This is a genomic window from Ascidiimonas meishanensis (assembly GCF_037782385.1).
Classification (GTDB): domain Bacteria; phylum Bacteroidota; class Bacteroidia; order Flavobacteriales; family Flavobacteriaceae; genus Ascidiimonas; species Ascidiimonas meishanensis.
Genome location: NZ_JBBEXD010000014.1, coordinates 1 through 19,639 on the forward strand (window position 1 = coordinate 1; position 19,639 = coordinate 19,639).

Annotated in this window: 23 protein-coding genes; 13 read left to right on the forward strand and 10 right to left on the reverse strand. The window is 34.2% G+C overall.

Translation table 11 applies throughout. The annotated features are described in order from the left end of the window. Positions 1 to 215: 215 nt before the first annotated feature. Positions 216 to 488 carry a hypothetical protein gene (locus tag WBG07_RS17785; protein WP_340203264.1) on the reverse strand — a complete coding sequence of 91 codons (273 nt, stop codon included), beginning with the start codon at positions 486 to 488 and terminating at the stop codon, positions 216 to 218. Between the two features lie 117 nt (positions 489 to 605). Between WBG07_RS17785 and WBG07_RS17790 the strand changes: the two genes are divergently transcribed. The 3 genes from WBG07_RS17790 to WBG07_RS17800 all read left to right on the forward strand — a co-directional run bounded on the left by WBG07_RS17790 (position 606) and on the right by WBG07_RS17800 (position 2,162). After that, positions 606 to 992 (forward strand): hypothetical protein, encoded by a 387-nt coding sequence (locus WBG07_RS17790; RefSeq protein ID WP_340203266.1) that lies wholly within the window; start codon positions 606 to 608, stop codon positions 990 to 992. A 217-nt stretch (positions 993 to 1,209) separates the two neighbouring features. Beyond that, a complete protein-coding gene (locus WBG07_RS17795; protein ID WP_340203268.1) occupies positions 1,210 to 1,590 on the forward strand; it encodes a helix-turn-helix domain-containing protein in 381 nt (126 codons plus the stop codon). A 59-nt stretch (positions 1,591 to 1,649) separates the two neighbouring features. Then, positions 1,650 to 2,162, forward strand: a complete 513-nt coding sequence (locus WBG07_RS17800) for an adenine phosphoribosyltransferase (protein WP_340203270.1) — start codon at positions 1,650 to 1,652, stop codon at positions 2,160 to 2,162. On the opposite strand, the gene WBG07_RS17805 is transcribed toward WBG07_RS17800, so the two are convergent. From WBG07_RS17805 to WBG07_RS17825, 5 genes are all read right to left on the reverse strand, one after another. Further along, positions 2,159 to 2,311, reverse strand: coding sequence for an SsrA-binding protein (locus tag WBG07_RS17805; protein WP_340203272.1), 153 nt, complete (start codon positions 2,309 to 2,311; stop codon positions 2,159 to 2,161). The genes WBG07_RS17800 and WBG07_RS17805 overlap by 4 nt on opposite strands. A gap of 289 nt (positions 2,312 to 2,600) precedes the next feature. Then, entirely contained in the window at positions 2,601 to 2,735 is a 135-nt protein-coding gene (locus tag WBG07_RS17810) for a hypothetical protein (RefSeq protein ID WP_340203274.1), read from the reverse strand. Between the two features lie 748 nt (positions 2,736 to 3,483). Next, positions 3,484 to 3,996: a GNAT family N-acetyltransferase gene (locus WBG07_RS17815; RefSeq protein WP_340203276.1), complete on the reverse strand. Its 513-nt coding sequence runs from the start codon at positions 3,994 to 3,996 to the stop codon at positions 3,484 to 3,486. Between the two features lie 172 nt (positions 3,997 to 4,168). Then, positions 4,169 to 5,677: a M56 family metallopeptidase gene (locus tag WBG07_RS17820; protein WP_340203277.1), complete on the reverse strand. Its 1,509-nt coding sequence runs from the start codon at positions 5,675 to 5,677 to the stop codon at positions 4,169 to 4,171. Continuing rightward, a complete protein-coding gene (locus tag WBG07_RS17825) occupies positions 5,674 to 6,033 on the reverse strand; it encodes a BlaI/MecI/CopY family transcriptional regulator (RefSeq protein ID WP_340203278.1) in 360 nt (119 codons plus the stop codon). Before WBG07_RS17825 ends, WBG07_RS17820 begins: the two co-directional genes overlap by 4 nt. Before the next feature lie 149 nt (positions 6,034 to 6,182). On the opposite strand from WBG07_RS17825, the gene WBG07_RS17830 reads away from it, so the two are divergent. Further along, positions 6,183 to 7,118, forward strand: coding sequence for a calcium/sodium antiporter (locus WBG07_RS17830; RefSeq protein WP_340203280.1), 936 nt, complete (start codon positions 6,183 to 6,185; stop codon positions 7,116 to 7,118). A 508-nt stretch (positions 7,119 to 7,626) separates the two neighbouring features. Here the strand turns inward: WBG07_RS17830 and WBG07_RS17835 are convergent. Then, positions 7,627 to 8,652, reverse strand: a complete 1,026-nt coding sequence (locus WBG07_RS17835; RefSeq protein ID WP_340203282.1) for a glutamine synthetase beta-grasp domain-containing protein — start codon at positions 8,650 to 8,652, stop codon at positions 7,627 to 7,629. A 198-nt stretch (positions 8,653 to 8,850) separates the two neighbouring features. Between WBG07_RS17835 and WBG07_RS17840 the strand changes: the two genes are divergently transcribed. After that, positions 8,851 to 11,037, forward strand: a complete 2,187-nt coding sequence (locus WBG07_RS17840) for a glutamine synthetase III family protein (RefSeq protein WP_340203284.1) — start codon at positions 8,851 to 8,853, stop codon at positions 11,035 to 11,037. A 53-nt stretch (positions 11,038 to 11,090) separates the two neighbouring features. Here WBG07_RS17840 and WBG07_RS17845 read toward each other — a convergent pair whose 3' ends face one another. Further along, entirely contained in the window at positions 11,091 to 11,513 is a 423-nt protein-coding gene (locus tag WBG07_RS17845; protein WP_340203286.1) for an RDD family protein, read from the reverse strand. Positions 11,514 to 11,814: 301 nt separating this feature from the next. Here WBG07_RS17845 and WBG07_RS17850 point away from each other — a divergent pair, with 301 nt between their 5' ends. From WBG07_RS17850 to WBG07_RS17875, 6 genes are all read left to right on the forward strand, one after another. Further along, positions 11,815 to 12,993: an AIR synthase related protein gene (locus tag WBG07_RS17850; RefSeq protein ID WP_340203288.1), complete on the forward strand. Its 1,179-nt coding sequence runs from the start codon at positions 11,815 to 11,817 to the stop codon at positions 12,991 to 12,993. 114 nt (positions 12,994 to 13,107) lie between these two features. Beyond that, a complete protein-coding gene (locus tag WBG07_RS17855) occupies positions 13,108 to 13,548 on the forward strand; it encodes a QcrA and Rieske domain-containing protein (protein WP_340203289.1) in 441 nt (146 codons plus the stop codon). Positions 13,549 to 13,579: 31 nt separating this feature from the next. After that, entirely contained in the window at positions 13,580 to 14,017 is a 438-nt protein-coding gene (locus tag WBG07_RS17860) for a thioredoxin family protein (protein WP_340203290.1), read from the forward strand. Continuing rightward, a complete protein-coding gene (locus WBG07_RS17865) occupies positions 14,014 to 15,003 on the forward strand; it encodes an FAD:protein FMN transferase (protein ID WP_340203292.1) in 990 nt (329 codons plus the stop codon). The genes WBG07_RS17860 and WBG07_RS17865 overlap by 4 nt, the downstream gene beginning before the upstream one ends. Beyond that, positions 15,000 to 15,209, forward strand: a complete 210-nt coding sequence (locus WBG07_RS17870; RefSeq protein ID WP_340203294.1) for a DUF4266 domain-containing protein — start codon at positions 15,000 to 15,002, stop codon at positions 15,207 to 15,209. Before WBG07_RS17865 ends, WBG07_RS17870 begins: the two co-directional genes overlap by 4 nt. Positions 15,210 to 15,228: 19 nt before the next feature. Continuing rightward, on the forward strand, positions 15,229 to 16,512 hold the full coding sequence (locus WBG07_RS17875) for a DUF3570 domain-containing protein (protein WP_340203295.1): 1,284 nt from the start codon (positions 15,229 to 15,231) through the stop codon (positions 16,510 to 16,512). A gap of 5 nt (positions 16,513 to 16,517) precedes the next feature. Here WBG07_RS17875 and WBG07_RS17880 read toward each other — a convergent pair whose 3' ends face one another. Beyond that, a complete protein-coding gene (locus tag WBG07_RS17880; protein WP_340203296.1) occupies positions 16,518 to 17,027 on the reverse strand; it encodes a thioredoxin family protein in 510 nt (169 codons plus the stop codon). 10 nt (positions 17,028 to 17,037) lie between these two features. Beyond that, positions 17,038 to 17,517 (reverse strand): peptide-methionine (S)-S-oxide reductase, encoded by a 480-nt coding sequence (locus WBG07_RS17885; RefSeq protein ID WP_340203297.1) that lies wholly within the window; start codon positions 17,515 to 17,517, stop codon positions 17,038 to 17,040. A gap of 158 nt (positions 17,518 to 17,675) precedes the next feature. On the opposite strand from WBG07_RS17885, the gene prfA reads away from it, so the two are divergent. Both prfA and pyrF read left to right on the forward strand, forming a co-directional pair. After that, entirely contained in the window at positions 17,676 to 18,752 is a 1,077-nt protein-coding gene (gene prfA / locus WBG07_RS17890) for a peptide chain release factor 1 (protein WP_340203298.1), read from the forward strand. A gap of 59 nt (positions 18,753 to 18,811) precedes the next feature. After that, positions 18,812 to 19,639, forward strand: a complete 828-nt coding sequence (gene pyrF, locus WBG07_RS17895; protein ID WP_340203300.1) for an orotidine-5'-phosphate decarboxylase — start codon at positions 18,812 to 18,814, stop codon at positions 19,637 to 19,639.

The window sequence follows — 19,639 nt, forward strand, 5'->3', positions numbered from 1 at the left end:
ACTTCGGGGGCGCCACGAGGCCAATTTTTACAGCATTTACCTACTGAGCTGTAATCAGATGCGTTATTCTCCCGATACTTCGGGGGCGCTACGAGGCCAATTGCAGTCCTGGTATTTCTGCCATTTTGCGGGTGCAAATATACCGTATTTGTAATGTCTATACAAATGAAACGGTAAGAAATTAAAAAAATGAAAATTGCAACGTAATTAAACTACTATTGGGGGTCTGAGGAAATACCTAAAATTTGATTTTTATAACGCTGGTCTGCAAGTAATTGCTCTTTTCTATCTATATAAACATCAATAATTGCATTTTCAATGGCATGATTGTGATAACGACCATTAAAAACATGACTAATCATTTTATCACTGTAAGGAGTACCGTTCTTACTTAAAATTTTCTTATTTGATAATTTTTCTTTCACATCGGTGATGTAATCTCCTTTTAAAAGTTTTTTCAATTGAATGCGTTGTTCTGGTGTAATCATTTTGTAAAACGGTATTGAAATTATATTTTAATTATTAAATTGCGAGATAATATGAAAACAAAATTATCAATTATAATTGATATAATCAAAATTTTCATCGACTAATTTAGATTTTTTATGAAAATAGTTGACAGAATAAAGCTATTTATTGAGTCTAGAAATATTAGCTTACGTAGCTTTGATGAGTCCGTTGGCATGAGTAAAGGCTACATGTCCCGTCAGATTAAAACACATGCTTCTGTGGGTGGAGATGTTCTAGAGAGAATAATCGACACCTATCCAGAACTCAATCCAATTTGGTTGCTTAAAGGTGAAGGTGAAATGTTATTGGTACCCAATAATATGGCCAATGAAGATCAACCATTGTATAATGCTCCAGACTTAATGGCAAGGGCATTGAGCATATATATGGATCATCCAGAGATCGTCATAAAGATTAGAAGTATGATAGATTTATATCTTCATGATAAAAATAATACAACTTCAAATTTAAATAAAAAATAAGCGTTCCTGAAGATCTTTTTGCTTGTTTAATAAATAAAATACTTACATTATTTCTTCATAATAAATAAACTCTATTTGACGTTATTATTAGAAAGAAAAATCTTATAAATAGCATACTATTAGTTCTTTAAACCTGTTTATGCTAGAAAATAACTTTAAAAAATGTAAACTATAATCTATATAATTAATATATTTGTTCTAATAGTTACATCCAAATATGAAAATAGTAGATAGAATCAAGCAGTTTATTGAGAAAAGAAACCTAAGCCTTAGAAGCTTCGATGAAAGTATTGGAATGAGTAAGGGCTATATGAGTAGACAAATCAAAGCCAATGCTTCAATTGGCAGCGATGTGTTAGAGCGAATGCTCAACCAGTATCCTGAGTTGAATCCAGTATGGTTATTAAAAGGTGAGGGTTCTATGTTTACTATGGGGGACGGATTGGTGGGAGACCCAGGAGATCCTTATTACAGACGTGATGCATTTGCCCATACTTTAGCTGTGTATATGGATCATCCTATGGTTTCAGAAAAATTAAAAGAAATGATTCAAGAAGTTACCATGAGTGATCAAGACAAACTTTCTGGAAATCTCTAAACCTATCCATAAAAATTGGTTTTATACTTTGATGGGTTTAACTTAGATAAAAATAAGCTATGCAATTAGAATCCTATATTAGAGATATAAAAGATTATCCTAAACCTGGGGTAAATTTTAAGGACATCACTCCTTTACTCAACAATCCTTTAGCATTTAAATTTGCTACCATCTCACTTTTAAATCTGGTGGGGAATAGAAGGGTTGATAAGGTAATAGGTATGGAAAGTAGAGGGTTCTTCTTTGCTACCTTAATGGCTCAAGAATTAAATGCTGGTTTTGTACCGGTTCGCAAACAAAATAAATTACCCAGTACTACTATTTCTGAGAGCTACGAGTTGGAGTATGGAACAGATATGCTGGAAATTCATATAGATGCTATCAAAAAAGGAGAACAGGTACTTATCCATGATGATGTTTTAGCAACAGGAGGAACTGCAAATGCAGTTTGTAAGCTCGTAGAGCGTCTTGGTGGAGAGATAGTACAATGTAACTTTTTAATGGAAATAGAGGTGCTTAACGGAAGAAATAAGCTAAGCAATCACGAAGTAAGATCACTCCTTCATATTTAATTCATCGTATTTTTAGTGACATACCATCGCCAGCCAATAATAAGTAGCTGAAATTTTGATGCTTTTGCAAGATCTAGTTTTCTCTTAGAATAGGAGGGAAGTAAGATTTTATTGATTTTGGCTAAATATTTAAAGAATTTTGTTTTCATATCGCAAAAATAGTAAAACTCCAGATGAAGCGTCTGGAGTTTTTTCTGTTTATAAATCCTAATCTTTTTTTATGAGTTCAGTTCTTGCATGATGTTTCATAAGGTTAGCGTTTTTGTTTTACATTACAAGACAGGTATAAATTAGAGGTAAACTTTTATGTTGCAGCATCATTGACCAAACATGCGTCTGGCAAGCAGCTCATATATTATTTTTAGCTTACCTCATAATCCTTCATGTGCAATTCAAACAGCATAGTACAGAGTCTTTCTCACCATTGAGTTCTCATGATTAAATACGTTTTGATAAGTTTAATTCTTCGTTGGTATTCAACAAGGCAAGCATTCTGTTAATTTTAATTATAGGTTTGATAAACTGGGTTATCAAACCTATGGTAGTAATAAACATTCCTAAAGAAGTTAACATGGCCTGAATGTTTAAACTATTATAAATACATAAGAATATTCATAAGAGCAGCAATAATAATTTTAGCGATAGTGATCATTTTAGTTTTTGTTTTTAATTGTTCAACATTTTTTCTTGGTCATACTCAGTAATAGTTATGCAATACTTTTTCGGCCGAAAAAATTAAAAATAGAGCAAGCGTTTTTCGAAGTATGTTTTTTTAAGCTACCACTTTTATGGATTACTTCCAAATGCCCTTATTTAATATAGGCGGAGCGTTTAATTTTTACACCGGGATTGTTTTAAGGCTTTTTTTAGGGTTGAAATTAACTGTGTTTTTTGAAAGAAATTTGACCATGGTTTTCTCCATTTACAAGTTAGCAGTTGTAGCTTACGTTCCTTTTATTTGAAGAGGTGAATAAAATTTTAATAGTAGATTGCCAAATATCATTAAGGTTTTGCCGTAACCAGTTGATCATCTAACCGTTAAAATAAAAATTCCTTCATATATTCCTTGGGAGGAGTTGTAAGCAGAAGATTTTATTGCTATATTTAAGATAAGAATGATGGAAATATTAAAATTCTAAGCATCCAATTAAACTCAAGTATATTTAGAAGAGCCCGTATGAAAATATGGGTTTTTTTATGGCTCTTGATACAGCAAAAGAGACTTTGCTACGTAATGAAGTATTTTTGGAAAAGTTTTTTCTTTTGTTTGAAGCCTTTGTGAAACAGACATCAGAATTTTAAAAGAGAGATTACTTTAAAACTATTTCAAGAACTTTTTAAAGAGTAACAAAGGATCGGATTTATCGCTAAATTCTACCACTCCTTCGAACAAAAAACCAAGCTTTAAGAGTATGGCTTTAGAACCTTCATTGTTTTCTGTTGTAATAGCAAGTAGTTTGTCTATTTTTAGTGTTTTAGAATACTCCAGAATACTTTTGGAAGCCTCTAACGTATATCCTTTTCGTTCGTATTCAGGCAAGATGGCGAAACCTAAATCTGGATCGCTTAATTCATTGCGCTTCATAAGTCCGCAAATACCTATGGGAGTATTGGTTTCTTTAAGAGAAACTTTGCACAATCCAAATCCGTTTTCTTTATAGCTAGCAATTAAGGAGTTTTTAATATAAGCTTCAGCGTCTTTTAAGAGCTTAATATTGCGATCACCAATATAGGTAATCCAGCTAGGGGTGTTTAATAATTCATAAAAAAACAAACCGTCTTTTAAGGAAGCTTCTTCTAGGCGTAATCTATTTGTAGTTAGAGGTAACGTCATAAACAGGCGTTTGTTTTTGGAATAATTGGTTTTTAGTTGTAAAGAGCCGAAATATCTATTCCGACTCTTTATGGTGCTAAATTGCTATTTTATTAGATGTATTTACGCTATTTTCTAAATAGTAATAAGTATTTATAGTTTCTTAGAATCAATTCTATTTGTCACTAATATTTTAGGGTTCTGAAAGAAAATTAATTGGAATCGCATGATCAATATTTACAGCTTTTCCATCAAGTTTGGCAGGAGTCATTTTAGGGAGTGTTTTAAGAATACGTAACGCTTCGGCTTCATAGGCCTTATTGGGTCCTCGCATTTTAATATTACCTATAGTTCCGTCCTTTTTTATGGTAAACAAAGTGAAAACCCTTCCTTTGGGTGTCTCCGTAGAGACTTCGGGAACTCTTAAATTAGCTGTAATATGTTCATTTAGTTTCTCTTCAAAACATTCTCTTAGTTGTGAGGTGGGTTGACCTTCACATCCAGGAAAAACGGGTACATCTTCAATAGTCGCAAAATTAAGATTCCTATTTATCATTAGTAGGTCGTTAATCATAATAGGTGGAAAAGAATTTTGCCCCCTAATTTGAAATCCGGATTCTAATCCTTTGCTATCTATACTATTAACTTTAATAGCGATAATTTCCCCAGACGTGTTTCGTTTGACCTCAGTGAATGTAAGATCAATCTTACTTTTTTTATATAAATCAACAAGGTCTTGTAATTGCTTATCCGTGCTGCTTTTTGTAATGGTAGCAAGGTTTATATCGTTCTGTTTTAGAGTGGATGTAGTACTATCAGATACCACTTGTTGCGCTTCTGTTCTGGTATTAAAAACAATGGTAAAAAAGAATAGCAAAGGTAAAATGGATACGTACTTAAGTGCACGACTTTTAGATGATTTGTTTTTGATAAGCATAACGATTCGTTTTTTGATGAATGAATTAAAAAATGTATTTGCCAATAGCGGTTGGGCATTTTTAACAGTATTTTTAAGTAATAGGTATTGATAGTTTTTTAAGTTAGCGTTTCTTTCCACTACAAATTGATCTGCCAAATATTCAAGATTTTGTGTTGCTTTTAGCTTGTAAATCCATGAAAATGGATGAAACCATAATACAATACATAGCAGCTGAAGAAGGATCATGTCATAGGAATGTTGCTGTATAACATGCGCCTGTTCGTGGAGTTTAATCAGTTCAAAATCATTCTTGTCGTAGTGATTTCTATTGATAAATATGATATTAAAGAAAGAAGAGGGTTCCGTAATTGCATTTGAATATACATAGCGAATACCATTATCATTAAATGACTCTTTATTTTTATAAGTGTGATAGAGAAGATATAAATGAAATAGCATGCGAATTCCAAGAATCAGAACTCCAAGTCCATAAAACCAAATCAAAAGTGAATAGGGAGACCATGAATTATTTTCGGTTGCAATTACCGTATCAGTGCTAGGTAAATTGGAGCTGCTTAACGTTTCCATAGGAACAGCCGTTACCTCAATAGAGGATACAATTTCAAAAAAAGGCCATGCAAACGAAATAAAAATTCCGAGGATTAAAAACAGCCTATTGCCTTTAAAGAATGTTTCGCGCTCTAGAAGCAATATATACGTAAGTAAAAAAAGGAAAAGAACTCCTGAAGATTTTAAAAGGTATATAAGGAAGTCTGGTATCATTGCTTGTTTTCTATGAGTTTAATAATTTCTTTAAGTTCTTCTACACTAATTTTTTCTTCTTTTGCAAAATGTGAGACCATACTTTTGTAAGAATTATTGAAAAAATCCTTCATAGCACCATGCATAAAATTTGCTCGGTATGTTTCTTTAGAAACAATGGGGAAGTATCTATGGGTTTTACCAAAGGCTTCATGTCCAACATAGCCTTTTTCTTCTAAATTTCGTACCATGGTAGATAAGGTGTTGTAATGTGGTTTGGGTTCTGGAAATACTTCCAAAATATCTTTTACAAAAGCTTTTTCAAGTTGCCATAAAACCTTCATAACCTCTTCCTCTTTATTAGTAATGGTAATCATGTGTATAGGTTTTGAATTCAAATTAACTAAAAAAATAGTTAATAAACTAATTTTTTAGTTTCAAAACTATATTTTTAGTTTTAGTAAAGTCTTTTTTAGATCTAATGACTTTTTAAAACGGTTGAATTATCTTCGTGAAAATTAAAAGAATGAACCTGTTGTATATTGTTATAGGGCTTGTTTTATTAGTAGCTGGAGGTAATTGGTTACTTAAATCTGCAGTAGCACTTTCCTTAAGACTCTCTATACCTAAAATAATAATTGGAATGACAGTAGTATCACTTGCTACTTCTGCCCCCGAACTTATTGTGAGTATAAAATCTGCTATTAACGGTTTTCCAGATTTGGCTTTAGGGAATGTAATAGGTTCAAACATTGCTAATTTGGGTTTGGTCTTGGGAGTAACAATTCTTTTAGGGCCTATAAATGTGCAGCCTAGTTTTTATAAAGTAGATTGGCCTGTAATGATGCTTGCTTCTGTGATTTTTTATTTTTTCATTATTTATGATGGCATCATACAGGAGTGGGAAGGAATTATTCTTTTTGTAATTTTAATTCTCTTTTTAATCTTTCTTTTGCGTTTTCAAAAACCTGTTGTGTTAGATGATCTTGTTGAAGATGATGTGCCCTTGGAGCTGTATAAGATTGTGCTTTTTCTAGCCGTAGGAGGATTTGCGCTATGGGGAGGATCGGAACTTTTAATTAATGGAGCCGTAGGCCTGGCAAAATCTTTTGGGGTTAGTGAGCGAATTATTGCTATTACAATTGTATCTGTAGGCACAAGTATCCCAGAATTAGCCGCTTCAGTAATTGCCATGCTTAAAAAGGAAAAAGCAATTTCTTTGGGAAACCTTATAGGCTCCAATGTATTTAATCTTTTAGCGGTCTTAGGAATTACAGCTATGATTACCCCCATAAAGGTACAGGATCAAGGTTTGTTAACTAGCGATATTTACTGGATGCTTGGATTTTCCCTGGTGATATTACCACTTGTATTCTTACCAAAAGGATTAAGGTTAGGTTGGCGAGATGGTATTTTCCTTTTAACAGGCTATTCGGTATTTGTTTTTTTTATGATTTCTTAAGAGTTACATGCTGTAAATAATAAGTAGCCTCAGTTCGACGTAAACAAGAATAAAAATCGATTTCGAAATTGTCTTTTTCCGCAGTATAACAAGGTTTTCCGTTAAGAATTTTCGAAACCCCGGTTTGGGGGAGAAATGTAAATTCATGAACTCCTTTGAAGAAAATAGAAATGACATGAACTAAAAGCGCTCCCGACTTCCCTCGGGATTCTTTTGGTTTCCCCGCGCCGCCTGGCTGCTTCACTAAAAACAGCTACTAGCTGGTTTCTTTACGTTCGCCCCTGGACAAGCAAAGAAAATGAACGTAACGGTCTAAAAATAAGATTGTTAAATTAAAATAGTGTAAAAAAATTTAAATTATATTTTATGAAAGTTATATCGAACTCCTTTAGATTTGATTTATAAGTCTGTTTTCAATGGTAATTAAATACTTGTTAGGAATTCTTTTAAGCATAAAAAAACGATTCGTAAAAATTACGAATCGTTTTCAGTCTACAAACAGTGAAGTTTAAGCGTACACTTCTACTTCAGCGGATTTTACAGTTTTTATAATTCTTGCTGCAATTTTATAGGGATCACCATTAGAAGAAGGTCTTCTGTCTTCTAACCATCCTTTCCAGCCTTTTTCTACAGTTGCGATAGGAATTCTTATAGAAGCCCCACGATCTGAAACTCCATAACTAAAATCGTTAATAGATGCAGTTTCATGATCTCCTGTAAGTCTATGGTGGTTATCTGCACCATATACATCAATATGTTCTTTTACAACAGGTCTGAATGCTTCGCATATTTTTTCGTATACGCTTTTATCTCCACAAGTTCTTAAAACATTATTAGAGAAGTTTGCGTGCATACCGCTTCCATTCCAATCGAGTGCACCTAGAGGTTTTGGGTGATAATTTACTGAAAGACCATATTTTTCACATGTTCTTTCCAATAAATAACGTGCAACCCAAATTTGGTCTCCTGCTTCAGCAGCCCCTTTAGCAAAACATTGAAATTCCCATTGTCCTGCTGCCACTTCTGCATTAATTCCTTCTACATTTAATCCCGCATCAAGACAAGCATCTAAATGCTCTTCTATAATTTCACGACCAAAAGCATTGGTAGCCCCTACAGAACAATAGTAAGGTCCTTGGGGAGCAGGATATCCATTTACAGGAAAACCTAAAGGCTTATTAGTTTCTGGATCCCATAAAAAATATTCTTGTTCAAATCCAAACCAGAAATCATTGTCATCATCATCAATGGATGCTCTACCGTTTGATGGATGAGCTGAACCATCTGCATTTAGTACTTCGCACATTACAAGATATCCATTTTTGCGCTTTGGATCTACACAAATGAATACTGGTTTCAAAAGACAATCTGAAGAGTTACCTTCTGCTTGTTGGGTAGATGAACCATCAAAAGACCACATTTCGCAATCTTCAAGATTTCCAGAGAAATCTGATACAATTTTCGTTTTGCTACGAAGGCTCTGCGTTGGTTTGTATCCATCTAGCCAAATGTACTCTAACTTAGCTTTACTCATAATCTATTCTGTTTAAATTGAACACTTTAAATAATACACAAAAATAATTTTTTTCTCATTTGAATGAAATTTATAGGGTATAAATCTGCCTTAAGAGCTTCATTTTTATGATAACCCTATTTTTTACAGGGGTAAATTTAGAATTGTTTATTTTTAGCTTACCTTAATTTATATATTTGTAAAACCAAAATTTTAATTATGTCTACAATCAGATTCAAAGCGGTAGGGGAAACTCTAAACCGTCAAGCAGTAAATATTGAAGAAACGGCGAAACGTTCCGAATTATTTGGTCAAAATGTTTTTGACGAGACCTCTATGCGACAGTACATGACGAAGGATGCTTTTAAAAGCGTTCAAGATGCCATCATCTATGGAACTAAGATTGATCGTAAAATTGCAGATCAGGTAGCAGTATCCATGAAAGATTGGGCTTTGTCTAAAGGAGCAACACATTATACACACTGGTTTCAACCCTTAACAGGAGCTACGGCAGAAAAGCACGATGCTTTTTTTGAACCCATTGGTAATGGGCATGCTATGGAAAAGTTTGGAGGAGGTCAATTAGTGCAACAAGAGCCTGATGCTTCCAGTTTTCCAAATGGAGGAATCCGAAATACATTTGAAGCCAGAGGTTATACGGCTTGGGATCCTACTTCACCTGCCTTTATTTATGGCACCACACTTTGCATACCTACAGTTTTTGTTGCTTATACTGGTGAGGCCTTAGATAATAAGGCTCCTTTGCTAAGAGCGCTACAGTCTGTAGATCAGGCGGCTACAGCAGTTGCTAAATATTTTGACAAGACCGTAACCAAAGTAAATGCTACTTTAGGTTGGGAACAGGAATATTTTCTTGTAGATAGTGCACTCGCATCTTCTAGACCAGATATTGTTTTAGCAGGAAGAACACTACTTGGGCACTCTCCAGCAAAAGGACAACAATTAGATGATCACTACTTTGGCTCTATACCTAGCAGGGTCATGAGTTATATGAGAGATCTTGAGATTGAGTGCATGAAGCTAGGCGTTCCGGTAAAAACAAGACACAATGAGGTAGCACCTAATCAGTTTGAGCTAGCTCCTATTTTTGAAGAAGCTAATTTAGCGGTTGATCATAATTCCTTACTTATGGATATTATGCAAAAAACAGCCGAAAGACACATGTTTAGAGTGTTGTTTCATGAAAAACCTTTTGCAGGAATCAATGGTTCTGGAAAACATAATAATTGGTCTTTGGCAACAAATACAGGGGTGAATCTTCTTAGCCCTGGAAGTACACCTATGAAAAATCTTCAATTTCTCACCTTCTTTATCAACACCATTAAAGCTGTACATGATAATGAAGAATTGATTAGAGCGGCAATTGCCTCGGCGAGTAACGATCATAGATTGGGTGCTAATGAAGCACCACCTGCCATTATTTCTGTATTTATTGGAGCACAACTTACCAAAGTATTAGATGAGTTAGAAGGAGTCTCTAAAGGAAAGTTATCTCCACAGGAAAAAACAGATCTTAAATTAAATGTAGTAGGTAAAATTCCAGATGTATTATTAGATAATACAGATAGAAATAGAACCTCTCCTTTTGCTTTTACTGGAAATAAGTTTGAATTACGAGCCGTAGGGTCTAAAGCAAATTGCGCAAACCCAATGACAATTCTCAATACAATTGTTGCGAAACAACTCATAGAATTTAAGAAAGAAGTAGATGCGCTGATTGACAAGAAAAAGCTCAAAAAAGATGAAGCCATATTTAATGTACTAAGAGAATATATCAAGGCTTCTAAAAAGATACGTTTTGAAGGTGATGGGTATAGTGAAGCTTGGGAAAAAGAAGCAGCAAAAAGAGGACTTAGCAATAACAAAACTACTCCTTTAGCATTAAAGGCTATGATTTCTAAAAAAGCAATCGCACTTTTTGAAGAGATGAAAGTAATGAGCAAGATAGAGGTAGAAGCAAGGCACGAGATAGAATTAGAAGAATATACCTTACGTATTCAAATTGAAAGTAGAGTTTTAGGTGATATCGCTAGAAATCATGTAATCCCAACCGCAATTCGTTATCAAAATACGTTGATTGAAAATGTGAAAGGGCTTAAGGAGGTTTTTGGAAAAGATTTTAAAAAACTGGCTTCGGAACAAATGGATCTTATTGAAGCAATTTCCAATCATATTGCTGAGATTAATTCTAAGGTAAACCAGATGATTAATGAGCGAAAGAAAGCCAATACACTAGATAACGCACAATTAAAAGCGGATGCTTATTGTGAAAAAATTAAACCTTATTTTGAGGAAATCAGATATCATTGTGACAAGCTTGAATTATTGGTGGATGATTCTTTATGGCCATTAACCAAGTACAGAGAGTTACTATTTACTAGATAAGAACTTCATAGATAAAAAAAATGCCTGTAATCTTTTTACAGGCATTTTAATTCTTAATACCATGTATTCATAATAGTTCTAGATTTAGAAATTTTTTCATGAATGGTAAAACCTCTTTTGGAAATAAATAAAAGTACACTTAAGGGTAATAATAAAATGCTCAGAAATTTGGTAAGTGATCTGATGACCCTTTTCTTCAAATCTGGAATAGTATCATTATTGCTTTCAACCACTAAAATACTTGATGCCAGTTTGCCTAATGTTTGACCTTCAAAAATAACGTCAAAGAGTAAAATATAAATGATATAAACTCCAATAAACATTCCGGGAAGTAATAAAGATGAAAAGTATTGGATGTTTAGATGGGAAGGAGAATAATTCTCAGAAACAGCGCTGCAACAAATATTCACAAAAGTTGATATGACCAAAATGTCAATGATAAAAGCTATAATTCGTTTCCTGTTTACAATACTCATTTTTGTAGTCTAAATAGTAAATTATTAATTGTGATTAGGTTTACAAATATATAAATGATTTTTACTTTTAGGCTAAGAAATTACTTTAAATACAAGGCTTATTTATTGAAAATCAGCTATTTTAACACTTCTCTGAACTTGGGTTATAATTACCTAAAAAATAACTAATAGTTTACTTTTAGCATCCTAATTTTTGTGTAAATAATTTCCTGATAGCGTTTAAAATGAACCTAATTTATTTCTTTTTCGTGGGTCGTGTAAACTTGTTACTTTTGTCTATCATAAATTTTTAAACTATCAAATGAGCCAATCATCAAGTCAGCGTTATGCAGCCCGAGGAGTTTCTGCCGCTAAAGAAGATGTGCATAATGCCATTAAAAATATTGATAAAGGACTGTTTCCGAGTGCCTTTTGTAAAATAGTTCCAGACTATTTAACCAAAGACGATGATTTTTGCCTGATTATGCATGCAGATGGAGCGGGTACAAAATCATCACTTGCATATCTGTATTGGAGAGAAACCGGAGACCTTTCTGTTTGGAAAGGAGTGGCTCAAGATGCTTTAATAATGAATGTGGATGATCTACTATGCGTAGGGGCTACAAATGATATTATGTTATCCTCAACCATTGGGAGAAATAAAAACTGTATACCAGGAGAAGTAATTTCGGCCATTATAAATGGAACCGAAGAAATAATAGAAGAATTAGCCAAATTTGGAGTTTCAATACACAGTACTGGTGGTGAAACTGCGGATGTTGGAGATTTAGTGAGAACCATTATTATAGATTCTACGGTTACAGCTAGAATGAAACGTTCCGATGTAATAGACAATGCCAATATTCGTCCTGGAGATGTTATTGTAGGATTGGCTTCTTTTGGGCAGGCTTCTTATGAAACTGCCTATAATGGAGGAATGGGAAGCAATGGACTTACTTCTGCAAGGCATGATGTTTTTTCAAAATATCTTGCCACAAAGTATCCAGAGAGTTTTGATCCTAATGTGCCGGATGAACTTATTTATTCAGGAAGCATGAAACTTACTGATGAGGTAGAAGGCAGTCCTTTAGATGCAGGGCAATTGGTTTTATCACCCACAAGAACCTATGCACCTATCATAAAAAAGATATTAGAGAGTTGCAACAGGTCAAAAATTCATGGAATGGTGCATTGTAGTGGTGGCGCACAAACAAAAATTCTTCATTTTGTAGAGAGCCTTCATATTATAAAGGATAATCTTTTTGAAATACCACCACTTTTTAAATTGATTCAACAGCAATCAGCGACAGATTGGAAAGAAATGTATCAGGTTTTTAATTGTGGCCATAGAATGGAGCTGTATCTAGATCCCGGTATAGCTAAAGAAATCATAGAAATTTCCCAATCGTTTAATGTAGCGGCTAAAATTATAGGTAGGGTAGAAGCAGCACCACAAAAAAAACTCACCATTAATAGTGAATTTGGAACTTTTAACTGGTAATTAAGGGAGAATATTATTTTTTCTATGTGCTCTTATTAGAAATTCGTACATTAGGTATCCATTATTTACATACGAAAAGCGGTAAATAATCGTTCCTAATTAAAAAATAGTAAGATGAACAGAAAACAATTTCTTAAATCTATTGGAGCTGGTGCAGCTATGGCACTGATTATACCTTGTGTTGGAGGTTGTTCTGGTGATAGTGGACCAGACGGACCCGTAATAACCACGGGGGATATAGATTTCAATATAGATCTCACCTCACCCGAAGCAGACGCACTTCAAAACAATGGAGGATTCATTATAAAATCTGAAATAAATAATAATACAGGTGTAGTGGTAGCCAGAAATCTCAACGGTGCTTTTGTAGCAGCCACACGTAGATGCAGCCATGAAGGAAATAAAAGAGTTGTTTTTCAAAATAACGAATTTTTCTGCCCAGTTCACGGTGCTCGTTTTAATCAACAAGGTACAGGATTAAACTCATTTGGTAGTGGTAATTTAGTCGTTTATAATACAGAAGTAAATGGAAACATTCTAAGAGTCTTTTCTTAGGTGCCAAGTATAATTTTTTGTAGGCAAAAGGATGAACAAATTTTTAATAATATGCATACTACTTTTAAATGGCAGTATGGTTGCCCAAGATTGGCAGTTTGAGCTCAAGAGGGCTCAAGAACTCGCTCAAGAACAAAACCATCCAATACTTTTAGTTTTTTCTGGGTCAGATTGGTGCGCTCCTTGTATAAGGATGGAGAAAAAAATATGGCAATCTGATGCATTTAAGCTTTATTCGAGTAAACACTTAGTACTTTTAAAGGCAGATTTCCCTAGAAAAAAAGCGAATCAGCTTTCAGAACAGCAGCAAGTTCAAAATAGATTACTTGCAGAACAATACAATCCGCAAGGCTACTTTCCTTTTGTTGTATTAATTAACCAAGATGGGAAGCAAACTTCTCCCATCCACTATAGAAAAAAGGATACTCCCGAAATCATTATAAATCGAATAAAAGCATTGCAAATTTGAAGCAGGTTTTATCCATAGGCTTCTTGTTGCTTCCTATTTTCTTAATAGCACAAGAAACCGTTCAAAAGCGAACGGTAAAACTTATGGGAAGCCGTTTTGATATTAGCATAGTAGGTACTTCTAAAGAAGAGGCTAATAACTATATTGAGATAGCTATTGAAGAAATACGGCGAATAGAAAAACTCATTTCATCTTGGGATAACGCTTCTCAAACTTCCTTAATAAATCAAAATGCTGGAATTAAGCCTGTAAAAGTTGCTGTTGAATTGTATGATTTGATAGAACGCTGCCTTCAGCTCTCCAAAATTACAGATGGGGCTTTTGACATCTCGTATGCTTCCATTGATAAGATATGGTTTTTTGATAAACCTATGCCCCGTTTTCCATCTGACGAAAGCATCAAAAAATCTATAAGAAATGTAGGTTTTCAGCATATTGTACTGAATAAAGAAATGCATACCGTTTTTCTAAAGTTCTCAGGGATGAAGATTGGCTTTGGTGCTATTGGAAAGGGCTACGCTGCCGATAAAGTAAGAGAACTGCTAAAAGAAAAAGGAGTTAAAGGAGGTATTATTAATGCTTCTGGAGACTTAACCACTTGGGGGAAACAGCCCAATGGTAAAGATTGGATGGTTGGAATTACCAATCCGTTGAATAAAAACAAAGTTTTTTCATGGTTTCCAGTAAAAAATGCTGCGGTAGCAACCTCAGGAAATTATGAAAAGTTTGTGGTTTTTAATCAGAAAAAATACAGTCATATTATTGATCCAAGATCAGGTTATCCGGCTTCTGGATTGGTAAGTGTAACAATTTTTGCACAAAAAGCAGAATTGTGTGATGCTTTGGCTACTGCTGTTTTTATTCTAGGGGTAGAAACAGGGTTGTATTTAATAAACCAATTGGAGGGAGTAGAATGCATCTTAGTAGACGATACCAATAAAATACATACATCAAATACAATAGTACTTAATACAAAAAAGGCATGAAAAATATAGCAATTATAGTTTTATTAATCACGGTATTCTCATCCTGTGTTGCAGTGAAGGAATATGACAAAGTATATTTGAATGATGAAGAAATGGTATTAATTGCCAAAAGGATAGAAAAATTTGAAACAAACTTTCATTTATACAGAGAAGCAGCGGCAGGAGCTAATGGAGGTAAAACCGGAGGTGGCTGCGGTTGCAATTAATAGCTCTTAACAATTCATCATGAAAAATTACTTTATTTATCTTTTGTTTTTATGGAGCGTCAGCTATATATATGCTCAGGATACAGAATCGCCTGCTATTTACAAGAAAAAAGTACTCGAATCTACTGAGATAGATATTTTATTCAGTTATTACAAGCAAGAAGGGCAAAATGCCGCAGTTACAGGTGGTGAGGGAACGGAAGAGCTTACTGATTTTACTCCTACTTTTATTGTAAGCGTTCCATTAAATGAAGATGATGTGCTAACCGTAGACGCGGGGATTTCTGCTTATACGTCTGCTAGCTCCAGTAATATTAATCCGTTTGATGGATCTAACGAAGCAAACCCTTTTGTTGCGTCTTCTGGTGCTTCACGTAGTGATGTATATGCCTACTTTAATCCTTCTTACGCACATAGTTCAGAAGACCGTAATACAATCTGGACTGCAAATCTCAATGTAGCTGTTGAGTACGATTACTTTTCTTTTGGATTTGGAGGAAGTTTTACGCAACTTTTTAATGAAAAAAATACAGAAGTAGGAGTAAGTGCTCAACTATTTTTTGATAAATGGAATCCGCAATACCCCATAGAACTTAGAAGAGGATTTTTTGACGATCGCATTACAGGTAATGGAACTTACGCTCCAGTATTTACCCCTTTTGAACAAGAAAACAGAAACACCTATTCTGTGTCTTTTTCATTCTCTCAAATTATGACCAAAACGTTACAAGGTTCTTTGTTTTTAGATGTAGCCTTGCAAGAAGGGTTACTTTCTACGCCTTTTCAACGCGTATATTTTCAGGATGCAGAAGATTTCTTCATTCAGCAGTTTCAGTTGGCAGATGATGTAGAAAGATTGCCTGATACTCGTCTTAAAATTCCTTTAGGAGGCCGATTGAATTATTATCTCAATGAACGCGTTACATTTAGGACTTACTACCGGTATTATTTTGATGATTGGGGAATTTCTTCACATACAGCCAGTATTGAAATACCTGTAAAGCTGAATGACAATTTTACCATTTATCCAACATATCGCTTCTATAATCAAACCAAAGCAGATTATTTTTATCCTAAAGAAGCTGCGCAATCTGATTTTGAATTCTATACATCTGATTTTGATCTTTCAGCTTTTGATGCGCATCAAATAGGAGGAGGCCTCACCTATAAAGATATTTTTACAAGTGCGCACATTTGGAAGTTTGGTCTAAAGAGTATTGATATACGATATAACTATTATGAACGCAGCAATGGTCTCACAGCTAATATTTTTTCTGTAGGTTTTAAGTTTGTGCAGGATTGACAGAATTATTCGTTATAAGACTTATAAAACTCATGTAAGCCTTCTACTGTCATAGGTCCTACATGTCTTTTAATTTCTTTTCCTTTTTTGAAAATTAAAAATTGTGGAATACCTCTCACCTGATACTTTTTCATAAGATCCCCATTGGTATCGGCATTTACTTTTACTACGGTAATATGGGTAGCTTCTTTTGAAAATTTTTCTAAGACAGAATTCATTAGCACACAAGGGCCACACCAATCTGCCCAAAAGTCTACCAATGTTAAAGTGTCTTTTTGAACAAGGCCTTCAAAATTTTTAGAAGTACCTATTACGATTCCTTTTGGGGAGTTGGGTTTTTTAGAGTTCAACTTCATGAGATATCTAAAAGGTAAACTCACTAACGCAAATAGACTACTGGCAAAAAATAACTTTAGAGCAATTACATAGTTAATAGTGGTTACTATTGTTTTTCTTTCCTGATATGCTTTTTCTGCCTTGTTTTGAAAAGAGATAAGTTTTTCTATCAAGCTCATTTTACATAAATTAATTAGTAGTTAACTTTTTTACTAGCTCCAATTTTGGATCAATATACAATGTACAAAAAGGTTTTTCAGGATTTTTTTCATAGTATTTTTGAAATTTTTCTTCTGAAGCCTTAAATGCACTAAATGGAAGAGTCTGAGTAATCAAAGGAGCTATGAATTCAGACTTAAGTTCTTCCATGCATTCAGAAATATTTTTTAAATGAAGAGTCTCAAAATAATACACAGCAGACCTGTATTTGTTGCGCATGGCATGATAAGAAGTACTGCTGTGCGTGTGTAGATGAACTCTAACCAAAGTTTCTAAGCTTATAAGGTTACCGTCAAAGTGAACAATTACAGCTTCAGAAAATGTTTGATGAGGTGAAACAGAAGCAATCCAGCCTTGTTCTACTTGGGTAACACCTTTCAAAATGCTAAAAACTGCTTCGGTACACCAATGACAACCTCCACCAAAACCAATTTTTTCTATTTTCATCATGTTGTAAAACTATTAAATTATTAAGTCGAAAAAAATTATCAAAACTTAAATCATTTGAGTTGTTTGGAGCAGGATATGCCTTTATGGAGACTATTTTAATCCGTAAAAAAATGATAACTTTACACCGTCTTTTATAGACTTCAAATAGTTCAAAATTCATGTTAGATAAGTTAAATATAGTAAAGCAGCGTTTTGATGAGATAGCCGATTTAATTATCCAACCGGATATTATTTCTGATCAAAAGCGTTATGTGCCTTTAAATAAGGAGTATTCAGATCTTAAAACGATTGTTGAAAAGCGCGAAGAGTATATTCAATTGCAGAATAATATTGAAGAGGCTAAAGAAATTATGGCCGATGGCAGTGATGCCGAAATGGTAGAGATGGCAAAAATGCAATTGGAGGAGGCAGAAACTGCTTTAGGACCTCTAGAAGAAGAAATTAAGTTTTTATTGATTCCAAAGGAACCGGAAGATGCTAAAAATGCAGTAATGGAAATTCGTGCAGGAACTGGCGGAGACGAAGCCAGTATTTTTGCAGGTGATCTATACCGAATGTATACTAAATTTTGTGAATCAAAAGGATGGCGTACTTCTACTATTTCTTTTAATGATGGTACTTCTGGTGGGTTTAAAGAAATAATTTTCAATATAGAGGGAGAAAATGTATACGGAACGCTGAAATTTGAGGCTGGAGTGCATAGGGTACAACGAGTGCCTCAAACAGAAACGCAAGGAAGGGTACATACTTCAGCAGCCACAGTAATGGTGCTTCCGGAAGCAGAGGAGTTTGATGTTCAGTTAGATATGACAGAGGTGAAAATCATTAGAACTACTTCAACGGGACCTGGTGGACAAAGTGTAAATACCACTTACTCGGCAATCCATCTTATTCATATTCCAACCGGAGTAGAAGCCCGTTGTCAAGACGAAAAGTCTCAGCATAAAAACCTAGAAAAAGCGATTAAAGTGTTAAGATCTAGATTGTATGAGAGAGAATTGGCGAAGAAGCAGGAAGCAGATTCAGAGAAAAGAAAAAGCATGGTAAGTTCTGGAGACAGAAGTGCTAAAATTAGAACGTATAATTATCCGCAAAGCCGTGTTACAGATCATCGTATAGGTTTAACTTTATACGATCTTGATAATATTATCAACGGTGATATTTCTAAGATTATTGAAGAGCTTAAAATGGCTGAAAATACTGAAAAGCTTAAAGAAGCAAACGAACTTCTATAAAATAAATGCCTTGTTACTTTCAAGGCTTTTTTTAATTGGATAAATTCTACGGTTGTAAAATGACTTCAAAAGAACTTACAAAGCAGATATTAGTAAAAAAATCATTCTTGTGTATAGGCCTTGATGTAGACTTGGCTAAAGTACCCGTCCATTTGTTAGAAGAAGAAGATCCTATTTTTTCATTCAACAAGGCTATTATAGATGCCACAAATCATCTAGCGGTAGCGTATAAACCTAATACGGCTTTCTATGAAGCTTATGGGTTGAAAGGTTGGGAATCTCTTCAAAAAACGATAAATTATCTCAATACTAATTTTCCCGAAATATTCACCATTGCCGATGCAAAAAGAGGGGACATAGGTAATACCAGTAAAATGTATGCTAGCGCCTTCTTTGAAGATTTGAATTTTGATTCGGTTACCGTTGCTCCCTATATGGGTAGGGATTCTGTAGAGCCTTTTCTTTCTTTTGAAGACAAGTTTACTATTTTACTAGCATTGACTTCAAACCAAGGAGCTTTTGATTTTCAGACCAAGAAAATAGCTGATAAAGAACTTTATAAAGAGGTCATACAGACGTCCTTAGAATGGGCTAATCATGAAAGATTAATGTATGTGATTGGGGCTACCAAAGCGAGCTTTTTAAATGAAATCAGAAAGATTATACCCCGTAGTTTTCTTTTAGTACCCGGTGTGGGAGCGCAAGGGGGGAGCTTAGAGGAAGTTTGTAAATACGGTATGACAGATGAGGTAGGGCTATTAGTGAATTCTTCCAGAGGAATTATTTACGCTTCGGATGATAAAAACTTTGCTAATGCAGCTGCCGTTAAAGCGAAAGAATTACAATTGCAAATGGCACAAATACTTGGAGTAAACTTTAGTTATTAG